Genomic DNA, 13,894 nt, shown 5'->3' with positions numbered 1-13,894 from the left:
GTCCGGTTCTGGCCGGATTCAGACTCACGCCGACAGGCCCCGACAGGCCCCGGCAGGCCCCGGCAGGCCCCGGCAGGCCCAAATCCGATCCGCGAAAATTGATTCAGAAGTCAAGGCGATCCTCGGCCCTCCTTGAGGGCGCAAAGCGCTCCTTGTGCGTTCGCATAAGCGTCGCACAGGGTAGCACTACCGCCAGATAGGCTCTCTCCTTTTCAACCTGCGGACTCAGCAACGATGCAACATCGTAGAGGGAGCAGAAGTCGACCCCATCGCAGGAGAAGTGGTGGCAGATCATCTCGCGCAAGGCGAACTCACGCAGCGATCGAGGCTGGCGGTGCGAATCGATCACCGTGCCTTCGGCAAGTGCCGGCAGTTGCAAGCCGTGTGATTGGTAGTAGTAGTCGATGATGTGCGTCACCGCCCTGAGCTTGGCCACGACGACAGCCTTCGCCTGTTCAAACTGTGGGGTACCTAGCTCTAGGTACTCGTTCCAAGGGGAATAGCACGGCATGTGGGTGATTGGTGTGGTGAAGAACTTCTGAAGGCATTCGCCGAATTCCTTCGATGTCCTCTTGTGGCCGAAAGTGGCTTGTGGCTGTATTTTGCCGCTCTAGCGGCGAAGCAGGCGAGAGAGGCCACGGCCGCGTCGGCGGGGATCCTTGCGTTTAGTTCGACGATCGATCGCAAGCTGCGCATTCTGCGTGGCCGCGTTCTCGAATGTTCCATGGCGTTCCGCACAGGCAGCCGGACATGACCCTTTAAGGAGCGCAGCTGTTTCGATAAGTCGTCTTATCGCAACAGCAGCTTGGACGCGCTCGATCTTTCAATCTGGAGACGAGCCGCGAAGTCGGCGGCTGAAAATGGTTTCCACTGGAAATCCTTCAGCAAATCAACAATTTAGAACAGCTTTTCGCCCATCAGCTTGAGCTCACGTGAAGTCGGGAACACATTCCTGAACTTTCCGGGACAGTTCTGCGCATAGACGGCGGGGGCTGCTCGACACCGCCATGATCGATGCCGGCACGCGACTCAGATCGTACTGAAGGCCGATGCCGTGCGCATCCGCACTCAGGCCGCCGCGGATGGCGTGGGCCACAGCGTACTGCCGTGTTCGGCGCCGTCGAAAATGATTGACGCCGGAACGATCGACGTGCGCAAGGTGCAGGACCTGACGGTCACCTGGTCACTGCTGCACGTGCGCAACGTCGCACCGCCCCCCAGCGTCGTCGCGCCCGTCGACATCACTGCCGGCGCCGCAAGATGCGCACCGGATGACGGCCGCTGGCCCTGCGTCACCGTCCTGCATGGCCGGGGCCGGGTCGAATCGAAATGAGGTCACCGTTCTGCCGGATGTCGCTGTCCAGATCCGCCAGCCAGTGAATCCGCTTCACATAGGCCAGGAAGCGGGCAAACGCAGCTTCATCTGACGCGGGAATCGGCACCGGCTGGCCCTTCGTGTTGATCATGCACGGCGTCAGTTCGACGACCGGGTCGTGACCCGCCCGAAGCCCGACATGGGCCACCACCGTCATCCGCGACTCCTCATGGAAGGGCACGGTCGGGTAACCCTCGCGCGAGAAAATGCCGTACTCGCCGTAAATCTCGATGGTCTCGCGCACCGCGGCGGGCGACGCGATCTTCTCGATGTCTACGAGGTCGAATGCGAAGTTGCCGAGCCCGTGCAGGATGGGCTTGCCCTTGTGGAAGTCCACGCCCTTGAGAATGTGCTGGTGGTGCCCCAACACGACGTCCGCCCCATGGTCGATGGCGAGCCGCGCCAGAATCCCTTCGTACTCCGCCAAGCTGGCGGGAAAGCAGTGCACGCCCCAGTGAAAACTTGCCACAACGAAGTCCGCGTCCATCTTCGCGGCCTCGAAGCTGCGGGCTACACGCGCAGCGGCCGCTTCGGTCGGCCGTGACCGCACATGCGGCGGGCTGCCGGGTTGCCGGTGCAGGTCGTGGTACTCCGTCGCGATCTCCAGCATGGCAACGCCGTCGCCATCGGCCGTGGCCGCGGCGTTCCACGAACCGATCATTGATGCGGCGACGAACGCCACCCGCTTGCCGTCGGATGTCACATGGACCGGGGCAAAGGCTTTGTCCAGGTTGCGTCCATAACCGACGGGCTGGATGCCCTCGCGGCGCAGCCTTTCGACGCTGGACTGCATGCCCGCGCGGCCCCAGTCGTTGATGTGGTTGTTAGCTACCGACATGACGTCGAACCCGGTCTGCGCCAGCGCGTTGATGTTGTCGGGCGACGCGATGATCGCGGCCATCATGTGCGCGTCAGGTGTCTCGTTGACCGCGTAGGTGCCTTCCGAATTGCCGAAGGTGATGTCTCCTGCCTTCAGGAGCTCGCCGACGTGGACGAACGACTCCGCCGGGTTGTCGCGGTTCAGGAAGACATCGCCGACGGCAACGAGGCAAACCAGCCCCGGGGTCTGCTGCGGGCCGTCCGTCATGCGTCCGCCCGTTGCGCCCAAGGGCGGGCCATCCGGTCACCCTGCTCGAAGCGGCGGATGTCATCTTCGGCCTGTAGTGTGAGCGCCACCTCGTCCGTCCCGTCGATCAGCCGCTGCCTGTGCGCCGGGTCGATCTCGAAGGGAAACCACAGGCCCGTGCTGAGGGCAATCCGCTGCGCCTGCAGGTCGATGGCGGCGTCAACCGGCTCCTGAGAGCCTGCGATGGCCTCGTGGACACTGTCCAGGTCGGCTTGGGAAAGCATGATGGGCAGGATGCCGTTCTTCAAACAGTTGCTGTAGAAGATGTCGCCATATGAACTTGCGACCATGACGCGCACACCGAGGCCGGCCAGCGCATAGACCGCACCTTCGCGCGAGCTGCCGCAGCCGAAGTTGCGGCCGGCCACGATCACGCTGGCGCCGCGCCCTTTGGTGGTGTTCAGCGGGAAATCCCCGCGCTGATTGCCTTGTTCGTCGTAGCGCAGCGCATTGAAGGCGCAGCGCCCGAGCTCGCTGCGCGGCACGCTGAGCAACTGCTGCATCGGGATGATCACGTCGGTGTCGATGTTGTCCAGCGGCAGGCTGGCCGCGCGGCCGAAATGGCGAAGGAATGGGACGGTCATGGCAGTGCATCCATCAGGGGTCGGGGATCGGCGATCTTCCCGGCCAGCGCCGAGGCGGCGGCCGTCGCCGGGCTGGCCAAGTGGGTCCGCGCGCCGGGGCCCTGTCGGCCCACGAAGTTGCGGTTGGAGGTGGACACGCAGCGCTCGCCCGCAGGCACGGTGTCGCCGTTGGTGCCCACGCACATGGAACAGCCGGGCTTGCGCCACTGGAACCCGGCCTCGCGAAAGATCGCGTCGAGCCCCTCCGCCTCGGCCTGCCGCTGCACCGCCTGCGATCCCGGCACCACCCAGGCCCTCACACCGCTGGCCACCTTGCCCTTGCGGGCAATGCCGGCGGCGATGCGCAGGTCCTCGATGCGGCTGTTCGTGCATGAGCCGATGAAGACGTGCTGGATCGGCGTGGCCTCCAGCTTCTGGCCCGGCTTGACGTCCATGTAAGCGCGCGACGCCTCCAGTTCGCTGCCGCCGGGGACGGCTGCGTCGATCGCCATCCCATGCTGGACGCTGGTTCCCCACGTGATCTGCGGCAGCAGGCCGGACACGTCGAACTCGACTTCCTTGTTGTAGACCGCGCCCTCGTCGGGCCGCAGCGCGCGCCATGCCTCGACGGCGGCGTCCCACATGTCGCCCACTGGCGCCGACCTCGCCCCCGCGAGGTAGCTGAAGGTGGTCTCGTCGGGCACGACGTAGCCGATGCGGGCGCCAAGTTCAACCGCCATGTTGCAAAGCGTCGCGCGCTCCTCGATGGACATGCGGTCCACAGCCTCGCCCTCGAAGGCCAGCGCATGCTCGCGGCCGAAGTCTGCCTGTAGGCTGGCGATCAGAGCCAGCGCGATGTCCTTTGCAAATACGCCCGCGCCGGTTCGCCCGATCAGGCGGACCCTGGCCTGGTGCGGCTTTTTCACCCAGATCGCCTGCGTGGCCAGCACGTGCGCCACCTCGGTGGAGCCGATGCCCAACGCCAGCGCGCCGACCGCGCCGTGGGTCGTCGTGTGGCTGTCACCGCAGACCACCAGCAGCCCGGGCAAGGTCAGGCCGTCTTCCAGCGCGGTGACATGGACGATGCCCTGCCGTCCCGACTCGCGGCCGAGATGCTGGATCGAGGCCTGCGCGGACAGCTGCTTCAGCGGTTCCACGAACCGGCGGTTGGCCGGCAGCGTTGCCGCCTCGCCGTTGGGCTCGGTCTCAATCATGTGATCGGGAATGGCCACGCTCAGGTCGGGTCGCCGGATGGGGCGGCGCGCCGCCTGCAGGTCCTCCAGGCCGAGCGTGCCGCTCAGGTCTGTCAGATAGTGGCGGTCCACGAAGAGCAGGTCCAGGCCATCGGCCGAGGACTTGATTCTGTGCGCGTTCCAAATCTTGTCCAGTGTGGTGGATGGCATGTGGCTATCCATTGGTTGTGGTGGCCGCCGTCACATCCGGCAACCGGTAGTCCCTGAGCTGCTCGCGCAGCCTCGTCTTGAGCATCTTCCCGGTCGCGCCGAGCGGGATCGACTCGACGAACACCACGTCGTCGGGCACCTGCCACTTCGCCACCGTCTTGCCGCGGTAGAAGTCCAGCAGTTCCTCCTTTGCGAGCTGCGCGCCGGGGCGCACCACGACCGCGATGATCGGCCGCTCGTCCCACTTGGGGTGGGACACGCCGATGCAGGCGGCCATGGCCACGGCAGGGTGCGCCACGGCGATGTTCTCGATGTCGATGGAGCTGATCCATTCGCCGCCGGACTTGATCACGTCCTTGCTGCGATCGGTGATCTGAAGGTAGCCGTCGGCGTCGATGGCGGCCACGTCACCCGTGGGAAACCAGCCGGCGCCGTCCGCGTCCCTGACCAGCGGGTTACCGCCCTCACCCTTGAAGTATTCGCGCACGATCCACGGGCCGCGCACCAGCAGGTCGCCGCAGGCCTTGCCGTCCCAGGGCAAGTCCTCGCCCTGTTCGCCGACGATCTTCATCTGCACGCCGAACAGCGCACGCCCCTGCTTTTGCAGGACCGCCAGTTGTTGCTCGGCCGGCCACGCGAGGTGCTTCTTCTTCAGCGTGCACACCGTGCCCAGCGGGCTCATCTCGGTCATCCCCCAGCCGTGCAACACCTCGACGCCGTAGCGCTCCCTGAAGGCGCGCAGCATGCTCGGCGGGCAGGCCGCGCCGCCGATCACGGTGCGGTTCAGCGCGGTGAAGCGCAGTCCGCCGGCCTCCATGTGGGCCAGCAGCATCTGCCACACGGTCGGCACGCCGGCGGCAAAGGTAACGCCTTCGCCCTCGATCAGGTCATGGACGGACTTGCCGTCCAGCGCCGGGCCCGGAAACACGAGCTTGCAGCCGGTCAGCGCGCCCGCATAGGGAATGCCCCAGGCGTTGACATGGAACATCGGAACGACCGGCAGGACCGAGTCGCACGACGAGATGCCCATGGCGTCAGGCAGCGCCGCGGCGTACGCGTGCAGCACGGTGGAGCGGTGGCTGTACAGCGCCGCCTTCGGGTTGCCGGTGGTGCCGCTGGTGTAACACATGCTCGACGCCGTGTTCTCGTCGAACACGGGCCAGTCATAGCGGTCGCTGCATGCGTCGATCCAGGCTTCATAGCTGAGGAGGCCGGGTATGCCGCTGTCCTGGGGCAGCCTGTCCGCATCGCACAGAGCGATCCACTGCCGCACCGAGGGGCAACGCGCATGCACCGCCTGTACCAGCGGCAGGAAGCTCAGATCGAAGCACAGCACGTCGTCTTCGGCATGGTTGATGATCCAGGCCACCTGGTCGGGATGCAGCCTTGGGTTGAGCGTGTGCAGCACCCGGCCCGCGCCGCTGACGCCGTAATACAGCTCCAGGTGGCGGTAGCCGTTCCAGGCGATGGTGCCGACGCGGCCGGAGGGCGCGACACCGGCCGCGTCCAGCGCGTTGGCGACCTGCCGCGAGCGGCGGGCGATTTCGGCCCAGCTGGTCCTGTGGATGTCGCCCTCCACCCGTCGCGAGACGATCTCGCCGTCTCCGTGATGCCGCTCGGCAAACACGATCAGGCTTGATATCAGCAGGGGCTGTTCCTGCATCAGCCCAAGAAGCGCCGGCCCGCTCATTCCACGCCTTTCAGGCCAAACTCGTTCAGGTGCCCCGAGGGCAGCTGCTCGAAGCCAGGATCAGGTGGCAGCTCGAGGCCGAACCAGCGCCTGAGCACGCCGGAGATCAGCTCGTAGCAGGCGCCGATGCGCACGACCTGCAGGGTGTCGAAGTTGATCAGCGTCCCGGCGCGCCGGTAGGTGTGGTAGCGGCGCAGGCCGTAGTCGATCGTGATGTCGGCAATGGCCTTGATCTCCGGCGGAATTTCGTCGACCGAAAAGCGCGGCCCGGTGCCGGTCAGGTTGGCGGACGAGCCGAACAACGGCACCACCTCCTCGCGGCTCAGGCGCGACAGTTCCTTGTGGAACGGGCCCGCATTCAGCAGGATGCCGATGGTGCCGACGGCCGAGCTGGCGCGCATGCCTTCGTCGCCGAGCTTCTGCAGCAGCGGATGGCCGGCGCGGAAGCTGCCGATCACGCCCACGGGCAGGTCGTGGTCGGCCACCAGCGCCTCGACCATCTGCTGCGCGCGCGGGCTCAGCCGCTGCAGCTCACGCTGGGTCTCGAGGTCCGCGCCCATGGCATTGCGCTTGTGGCTGCCGCGCTGCTTGGTGTCGTAGATCCTCTGCAGCGGGTCCATCGACGAGCCGCAGCAGGCATAGCCGGTGTCGTTCGGCACAATGGCGATGCCGCCGGCCTTGATGATGTCCATGGTGCGCCGGGCGTCTCCGGCGATATCGATGCTGTTCATGTCGCCTGCCCTTTCAGCTGTAGCTGACTTCCTTGAATGCGAACTCCTGCAGGTGGCCCGACGCATTGACCTCGCGCCCCGGGTCCTTTGCCAGGGTGACGTTGAAATGCCGCTGCAGCACGTCGCAGATCAGCTCGTAGCAGGAGCCGATGCGCAGGCACTCGACCTCGCCGGTCGCAAAGCTGAGCGTGGTGGCCGAGCGCTGGTAGTGGTGGTACTTGCGCAGGCCGTAGTCGATGATGACGTCGGCAATCGCGCGCAACTCGGGCTGGATGTCTTCCACCCGGAACTTCGGGCCGGTGCCGGTCAGATTGGCCGACGAGCCGAACACGGGCAGCTCGGCTTCGCGGCAGAGCCGGCAGACTTCCTCGAACAGCGGCCCGGCATTGAGCAGCAGGCCCACCGTGCCGTGGCCGGTGCTGGCCTCGATGAGGCGCGGATCGACCTTGGCCATGAGCGGATGGTCCTTGCGGTAAGGCGCGGCCACGCCGACGGTCAGGTTGTAGTCCTGCGTCAGCATCTCGACCATGTCCTGCGAGCGCTGGTCGAGCACGTGCAGTTCGCGCTGCGTTGCCATGGAAGCCAGCATCGCGTTGCGCTTATGCCCGCCGCGCTTCTTAGCAAGGAAGATGCGGTGCACGGCGTCATACGTTCCGCCCATCAGCGCATAGCCCGCGTCGTTGGGGATGATGGCGATGCCGCCACTCCTGAGGGTGTCGAAGATGCGACGGGCATCGCCCTTGATGTCAAGTCTGGTCATGGTGATTCCTTGGGTTATTCGAGGGGGTGGCGTTTGACGAGCGCGCCGAGGCGGTCGCCCTCGGCCTTGACTTGGGCGGCGAATTCGTCGGACGTGCTGACCAGCGGCTCGGCGCCCGCGGCAACGATGGCGGTGCGCACGTCCGGCGCCTTTACCGCCTCGCGAAGGGCCGCCACCAGGCCCTGCGCCGCGTCGGGCGGCAGGCCCCGCGGCGCGAACAGGCCGAACCAGTTGACGGACCGGTACTGGGCAAAGCCCGCCTCAGCCGTGGTGGCGACGTCGGGCAAAGCACTCGCGCGCCTGTCCCCTGTCGTGGCGATGAAGCGCAAGGCACCCGTCTTGTGGTGGGGCAGCGCCGCGGTAATGCCGGTGAACGCCATGTCGACGTTGTTGGCGATCATGTCGGTCACGATGGCGGCCGTGCCCCGGTAGTTGACGATGACCGTGCTGTCCAGCTTCTCTTCCGAGACGAACTGGCGCGACATGATGCGCGACTGGTTGTCGGTCGTGGCGACCGAGCAGCGCTGGCCGGGTCGGCGGCAGTACTCGACGAATTCAGCGAGCGATTTCGCCGGCAGCTTGCCGCTGATCACCACCGCATTGGAAGCCTGCGCCACCGCCGTGATGGGCTGCAGCTGGCTGACAGGGTCGACGCCCTTCAGGCCCGGCGTGTACCGGGTCAGCACGATGGCCGGCACCTGCATCAGCAGCGTGGTGCCATCGGGCTTCGCGTCGATGACCTTGCGGGTGCCGATGAGGCCGTCCGCGCCCGGCAAGTTCTCGATGACCACCGGCTGGCCCCAGATCACCGAAAGCTGTTTGGAGACGGCACGCGCCACGCTGTCGGTGCCGCCTCCCGGCGTGTAGGGCACGACCAGGGTGACGGGGCGAGTTGGCTTCCAGGGCGTGGGCGTCGCCGCCACTGCGGCCAGGGACATGCACAGGAGCGCCAGTGCTGCCGAAGTCCGGAGGGTTCTGCGTGTCATCTCAGCGCCCCATCGTTTCGCCGGCGTTGAAGCGGGTGCGCAGCGCGTCCCACTCGTCGGCACCGAACCGCCGGAACGTCTCGGCGACGCCGCGGGTGATGGTGGGCGGCATCTGGGTCGCCTTGAGCTGGGCGAGCGCGGCGTCGGCCGCTTCCATGGCCGCGACGAGCACCAGCCCCGGCAGGATGGCCAGCTTGTAGCCCATGGCCCCGGCCTCGCGCAGGTCGATGTTGGGCGTGCGGCCGCCCGGCACCACATTCAGCAGACAGGGCCCCTGCACCCGCCTGGGCACCTCGGCCATTTCCTCCAGCGACTGCGTGGCTTCGACGAAGGCGATGTCGGCGCCGGCCTGCAGCGCGGCATTGGCCCGCCAGATCGCCTCGTCCAGATCCATCATGGCGCGTGCGTCGGTGCGGGCAATGATCACGAAGTCGGGCGTGCGCCGCGCCTCGACCGCGGCGCGAATCTTGGAGACGAATTCCTCGCGCGAAATGACCTGCTTGCCGTCCAGGTGGCCGCAGCGCTTGGGGCTGACCTGGTCCTCGATGTGGATCGCCGCCACGCCGCGCGACTCGTACTCGCGCACCGTGCGGGTCACGTTCAGCTCGTTGCCGTAGCCGGTGTCGGCATCGGCGATCAGCGGGATGTTGATCGAGCGAGCCATCACGGCCGCGTTCTCCACCATCTCGCTCATCGTGAGCAGGCCGAAATCAGGGTAACCGCGGGCCGCAGACGTGCCGGCGCCGGTCATGTAGACGGCGCCGAAGCCGGCCTGTTCGATCTGCCGCGCGCCGATGCCGTCGTAGGCGCCGGGGGCGATGACGAGGCCGGGCGCGGCAAGCTGCTGGCGCAATGTTGGGTTGGTCTTCAAAGGTTTTCTCCGTTTGGCGGTACGCCGGTTATTCGCTCAGGTGCAGGCCATTGGCCACGATCAGCGCCTTCCACTTCTGCAGCTCGTTTTTGAAGACCAACTTCGTCGCGGCGGGCGGCTGGTACGCCACGTTGAAGCCGCCGGTCTCCAGCAGCGTGATGGTTGCGGGGTCCTGCGTGACCTGCTGCAGGGCGGCGGTCAGCTGCGCCTCGATGGCAGCCGGCAGGCCGGGCGGCGCGACAATGGCCGAGCGGTAGATCGAGTTGATCTGCGGGTAGCCCGCTTCCGCCATGGTGGGCACGTTGGGCATCAGCGCGATCCGCTTGGGCGACGTGATCGCCAGCGCGCGGACACTGCCGGCCTTGACGTGGCTCAGCACGCCCGTGGTCGCGGGGAAAGCGAAGGCCACGCGGCCCGACATGAGGTCGGGCAGCAGCGCGCCGGTGCCCTTGTACGGAACGTCGGTCAGGTCCGCGGCGATGAGGCTCTTGAACTGCTCGCCGAGCAGGTGGGGCAGGCTGCCCACGCCGCTGGTGGCATAGCTCACCGTGCCCGGATGGGCCTTGATGTGGCTGACCAGTTCGGCGACCGTGTTGATTGGAAGGCTGGGCGGCGTGCACAGCACCAGCGGCAGGCCGCCCGGGCTTCCGATGAAAGTGAATGCCTGCGGGTCGTAGTTGATCTTGCGGGTGGCCGGCCCGATGGACAACGCACCGTCGTCGGTCAGGTGGAGGGTGTACCCGTCGGCAGGCGACTTCGCCACCAAGTCGGCCGCGAGCATGCCGCTGGCGCCGGGCCTGTAGTCCATGATCACCGGCTGCTTGAGCAGTTTCTGCATGCCCTCGGCCAGCAGCCGCGCCGTGGTGTCGCCGGCGCCGCCGGGGCCGTAGCCGATCAACAGCTTGATGGGCCTGCTGGGCCAGGCGGCCGGTTGTGCGAAGGCCGGCAGGGCCAGCGCTGACAGCGCCGCCTGGGCCAGGAAGTCACGGCGGCCCGCCGATGCGGGGCGTTGGGTCAGGTTCTTCGACATGTCATGCTCCTTGTGCGGTCGGTTACTTCATCAGGCGGTTGGCGCTCATCCACGCCTGGATGCGGGCGGCGACCTGGTCGGAGTTGCGGTCCATCATCACCATGTGCGAGTTGCCCTTGATGCCGTTGGCCGGCAGGTCCAGCAGGTCGGCCACGCCGCCCTGGGCCAGCAATGCGGCGCGGTAGCGATCGGGCGCGGCGCGCAGCCTGGCCCAGCCCTCGTTGCCGGCCAGGTTGTCTCCCCACACGAACAGGTGCGGTACACCCTTGACGGTGGTGAGGTTCACGGCGGCCGGGTCGGGCGCGCCACCCGGCTCCACCGCGACGATGCCCTTGACCTTGCCCGGCGCGTTCAGCGAAGCCTGCATGGCAAAGGCCGAGCCCTGGCTGTGCACAACGATCACGCATGGGCAGACCTTGGCCACCAGCGCGTCGTAGGCGGCTTGGGTCGCGGCGTTGTTGGTGGCCCAGCGCGGCACGGCCTGCTTGGCAAACTGGTCGAAGGCCTCCACCGGGAACTGCCCACCTGGGTACGCCACCCGCTGCGCCGGATCCTTGCTGTAGCCGGCGCCGATGCGGAAGCCTTCCCAGGCTTCCTGCTTGGGCCGGAAAAACGGTTCGCTGGTGTAGATCTCGGGGTAGCGTGACCAGGATGCGCGCCCGCGCTCGACCGCGTCGGACACGTAGACGTCGTGCCCCGCCTGGAGGAAGTACTGCTGCCAGCCGGGTGCGCCGTCCGGCTTGGTCTCCCAGGTCACGCCCGTGAGGCCGCCGCCATGCCACATCAGCAGCGGATAGCGGGCGCGCGGCGCGGCCAGCCTCACGTACTGCACGTAGAGCTGGCCGGTTTCGAACTCGCCGTTGGGGTTGACCTTCATCACCGGCGCGCTGGGCGTCAGGCGGAGCTCGCGCTCGGCGAGGCCCGACAGCGCGACCTGCGTCCCGCCGGCATGGAAGCTGCCGACTTCGCTGACCTGAAAGCCGCCCGTCGTGGCGCAGCCGCCAACGAGGGCCGCCGCTGCCAGCAGCATGACGCTTGTGAACGACCTTTCCATCTACTGCTCCTTGTCTCCGACGACGGGCGGTGAATTCGCCCGCCCGAATCTGTTGTTGTCATATTGTTATTACAACATAAACTTGAGTCAAGGGGCGAAGCACATGCCTTATGCTGTTTCTTTCAACAGCACCGGCCATGACCCCTTCCCCACTCGAGCACAACGCCACGCCCGCCCCGTTCTCCAAGGGGACTTCGCTGCACAGGCAACTCTTCCTCGTACTGAGGGAGGAAATTTCGCGGGGCGTTTTCAGTGACACCGGCGCCCTGCCCAAGGAAGAGGCACTGTGCGAACGCTTCGGCGTGTCGCGCATCACTGTGCGGCGTGCGCTCGCCGACCTGGCCGCGCTCGGGCTGGTGGAGCGCCGCCATGGGCGCGGCACTTTCGTGCGTCAGGACCGCGTGCCGGTGGCACGCCCCAACCCCAGCCTGGGGCTGATCGACAGCCTGCGCCAGACGGCCAGCGGTACCGACGTCCAGGTTCTGCTGGTGGAACGCGCTGAGGCGCCGGCCGATGTCGCCGCCATGCTGCAGCTGGCCGCGGGCGAGAAGGCCGTGCATGCCCTGCGGTTGCGCAGCGTCAGCGGCATGCCCGTCATGCTGAGCGACGCCTGGGTGCCCGCGCAACTGGGCAAACAGGTCACGATGGCGTCACTGCGCAAACATGCGCTCTACGAGATCCTGCTGGCGCAAGGTGTGAAGTTCGGCCGGGTGATCCAAGAAATCTCGGCCGACATCAGCGACCCCACGCGAAGCAGGCTGCTGCAGACCGAAGTGGGCGTGCCGCTGCTAAAGGTAGTGCGCGTGATCCACGACCCTAAGGGCCGGCCGATTCAGTTCATCACCGTCAGCATGACGCCCGAGCGCAGCCGGATCCTCATGGACTTTGCTGGCGATGCCGTCAACACGCTAAGCGCCGGGTACTTCATGCACGACATCCGGCTTCCACGCCAGTAGGCCGCAAGCTCGAGCGCCTCTCGAGCAAACGCACCGCCGCCGGCGGCGAGGGTTCGTCGCCGCTGCCCCAGGCGCGCATGCGAAGTAAGCGCAAGGATGTCGAGAGTACAAAGCACGATGACTCGGCGCCCTTCGGACTGCATGAGCACCTGGAGCAGCAACCCAATCCCGATCCAGGAAATTCGCAGGCGCCAAGCGGAAAGCCACGATGAGTTTCCCTGCCTTCGCGCGGCAGCGACTGCGCAGGGCGCACTGCCACCTTTCCCCCCATCACGATGACTGGGCAAGCAGCGGTCAATCGCCTGCGCGTGACCGCCTGAGCTGCTGAGATCCGTCCGCGCAACGGTTCGAGCGAGCTTTCTCGATCCTCAAGCGATAGCACGAACGCGGCCGAGCTGTTGCACACGCTGCGCATCCTTTCGACGACGCCGAACGATTCGCCCGTTCACCCCTGAAGCCGATCGAGCGACTGCACGTAGATCGCCGCCTCCGCGGGACTCATCGCATCCTCGAGCTGGGCGAGTTCGAGTTTTTCGCAATCGTGCGAGACCCATTCGAAAAGATGCGACGCCGGCATTCGGTCCATGCTCGACGCATCGCTCCACGAACTCAGCCTCGCATCAGCGCTCTCCAGGAGCATTTGCAGATCGAGCGCTCTTGAAACACGCAATGCCGCCATGTCGGCGGCGGCCAGGCCCTCGCGGCATCGAGCCCAGCGCCGCTCGCACTCCTTCACTCGCCGACAGATTCCCGCGAGTTCGCTGCTCGATGGCGACGCGCGACCGCAGCGCTCGCGCAGGCGCTGGAATTCGCAAAGGGTGTGCGCATAGCTTAGCTGCTGCAAGAGCAGCAAGGCATGGGTCAAGCGGCGCTCCGTGGGCACAACGATCAAGCCGGGCCTGCACGATGCGGCCGCACCGCATGCAGTTGCGTGGCCCGCCCGGTCCCCTTACCGATTGCGCTCGCGTTCCTTCGATTCCGAGGACGGCACCGGCCGCGCCGACGATCCCTGGGCGCTGCGCCCATTGTCCGAAAGAGCGGTGTCCTGAGGATTGGTGCGCGTCAACCCGCCGTTCGGACCGCCGCCGGGTGGACGGTTCTGGCCGGTGCGCGCCTCGGCGGGACCGTGCTCGCTGCTCAATGGCTCGGTGCCGCGTCCCGTGTCGACGCGCGGGCCCGAGGCGCCCTGGGCCTTGGGCGTGGAATTTCCCGCGGCAGGAGCGACCGATCCCTTGGGATTTCCGGTGGACGATTGCTGTGCTCCTGCGAAAGGAGTCACAAGAACCAGCGAGAGTGAAAGAAGCGCAAGCGGCTTTCGAATGTACATGGCGGGCCTCCAGAAAGAGATC

15 protein-coding genes are annotated in these 13,894 nt (G+C 66.6%); 2 read left to right on the top strand and 13 right to left on the bottom strand.

Annotation, left to right across the window (positions count from 1 at the left end):
* Nucleotides 1-103 precede the first annotated feature (103 nt).
* Complete coding sequence (locus tag AC07RV_RS38940; RefSeq protein WP_281081750.1) at nucleotides 104-436, bottom strand: hypothetical protein; 333 nt, start codon at nucleotides 434-436, stop codon at nucleotides 104-106.
* 618 nt (nucleotides 437-1,054) lie between these two features.
* Here AC07RV_RS38940 and AC07RV_RS38935 point away from each other — a divergent pair.
* Complete coding sequence (locus tag AC07RV_RS38935) at nucleotides 1,055-1,333, top strand: hypothetical protein (protein WP_431513435.1); 279 nt, start codon at nucleotides 1,055-1,057, stop codon at nucleotides 1,331-1,333.
* On the opposite strand, the gene AC07RV_RS38930 is transcribed toward AC07RV_RS38935, so the two are convergent.
* Genes AC07RV_RS38930 through AC07RV_RS38885 form a run of 10 tightly spaced genes read right to left on the bottom strand, consistent with a single transcriptional unit; the run spans nucleotide 1,293 to nucleotide 11,589 of the window.
* Nucleotides 1,293-2,462 carry a CapA family protein gene (locus tag AC07RV_RS38930; RefSeq protein WP_431513434.1) on the bottom strand — a complete coding sequence of 390 codons (1,170 nt, stop codon included), beginning with the start codon at nucleotides 2,460-2,462 and terminating at the stop codon, nucleotides 1,293-1,295. The genes AC07RV_RS38935 and AC07RV_RS38930 overlap by 41 nt on opposite strands.
* The gene (gene leuD / locus AC07RV_RS38925) at nucleotides 2,459-3,085 is read right to left on the bottom strand and encodes a 3-isopropylmalate dehydratase small subunit (RefSeq protein ID WP_431513433.1); all 627 of its coding nucleotides are present in this window, start codon (nucleotides 3,083-3,085) and stop codon (nucleotides 2,459-2,461) included. The genes AC07RV_RS38930 and leuD overlap by 4 nt, the downstream gene beginning before the upstream one ends.
* Nucleotides 3,082-4,467, bottom strand: coding sequence for a 3-isopropylmalate dehydratase large subunit (locus tag AC07RV_RS38920; protein ID WP_431513432.1), 1,386 nt, complete (start codon nucleotides 4,465-4,467; stop codon nucleotides 3,082-3,084). The genes leuD and AC07RV_RS38920 overlap by 4 nt, the downstream gene beginning before the upstream one ends.
* 4 nt (nucleotides 4,468-4,471) lie before the next feature.
* Nucleotides 4,472-6,157 (bottom strand): 3-(methylthio)propionyl-CoA ligase, encoded by a 1,686-nt coding sequence (locus AC07RV_RS38915; RefSeq protein WP_431513431.1) that lies wholly within the window; start codon nucleotides 6,155-6,157, stop codon nucleotides 4,472-4,474.
* On the bottom strand, nucleotides 6,154-6,888 hold the full coding sequence (locus AC07RV_RS38910; RefSeq protein ID WP_203208084.1) for a Sua5/YciO/YrdC/YwlC family protein: 735 nt from the start codon (nucleotides 6,886-6,888) through the stop codon (nucleotides 6,154-6,156). Before AC07RV_RS38910 ends, AC07RV_RS38915 begins: the two co-directional genes overlap by 4 nt.
* Nucleotides 6,889-6,901: 13 nt before the next feature.
* Nucleotides 6,902-7,648, bottom strand: coding sequence for a Sua5/YciO/YrdC/YwlC family protein (locus AC07RV_RS38905; RefSeq protein WP_203208085.1), 747 nt, complete (start codon nucleotides 7,646-7,648; stop codon nucleotides 6,902-6,904).
* Nucleotides 7,649-7,662: 14 nt separating this feature from the next.
* Entirely contained in the window at nucleotides 7,663-8,586 is a 924-nt protein-coding gene (locus AC07RV_RS38900; protein WP_431513430.1) for a Bug family tripartite tricarboxylate transporter substrate binding protein, read from the bottom strand.
* Nucleotides 8,587-8,635: 49 nt separating this feature from the next.
* Nucleotides 8,636-9,505 (bottom strand): isocitrate lyase/phosphoenolpyruvate mutase family protein, encoded by an 870-nt coding sequence (locus AC07RV_RS38895; protein ID WP_444689914.1) that lies wholly within the window; start codon nucleotides 9,503-9,505, stop codon nucleotides 8,636-8,638.
* Nucleotides 9,506-9,533: 28 nt separating this feature from the next.
* A complete protein-coding gene (locus tag AC07RV_RS38890) occupies nucleotides 9,534-10,535 on the bottom strand; it encodes a Bug family tripartite tricarboxylate transporter substrate binding protein (protein ID WP_431513428.1) in 1,002 nt (333 codons plus the stop codon).
* Between the two features lie 22 nt (nucleotides 10,536-10,557).
* Entirely contained in the window at nucleotides 10,558-11,589 is a 1,032-nt protein-coding gene (locus AC07RV_RS38885) for an alpha/beta hydrolase (protein ID WP_431513427.1), read from the bottom strand.
* Between the two features lie 137 nt (nucleotides 11,590-11,726).
* On the opposite strand from AC07RV_RS38885, the gene AC07RV_RS38880 reads away from it, so the two are divergent.
* Nucleotides 11,727-12,545 (top strand): UTRA domain-containing protein, encoded by an 819-nt coding sequence (locus AC07RV_RS38880; RefSeq protein WP_444689915.1) that lies wholly within the window; start codon nucleotides 11,727-11,729, stop codon nucleotides 12,543-12,545.
* A 445-nt stretch (nucleotides 12,546-12,990) separates the two neighbouring features.
* On the opposite strand, the gene AC07RV_RS38875 is transcribed toward AC07RV_RS38880, so the two are convergent.
* Nucleotides 12,991-13,410: a hypothetical protein gene (locus AC07RV_RS38875; protein WP_431513425.1), complete on the bottom strand. Its 420-nt coding sequence runs from the start codon at nucleotides 13,408-13,410 to the stop codon at nucleotides 12,991-12,993.
* An 84-nt stretch (nucleotides 13,411-13,494) separates the two neighbouring features.
* Nucleotides 13,495-13,872, bottom strand: coding sequence for a hypothetical protein (locus tag AC07RV_RS38870; RefSeq protein WP_431513424.1), 378 nt, complete (start codon nucleotides 13,870-13,872; stop codon nucleotides 13,495-13,497).
* Between the last annotated feature and the right edge of the window lie 22 nt (nucleotides 13,873-13,894).

This window comes from Variovorax sp. GW821-FHT09B01 (assembly GCF_059418345.1).
This window is presented reverse-complemented; position numbering and strand designations above follow the sequence as displayed.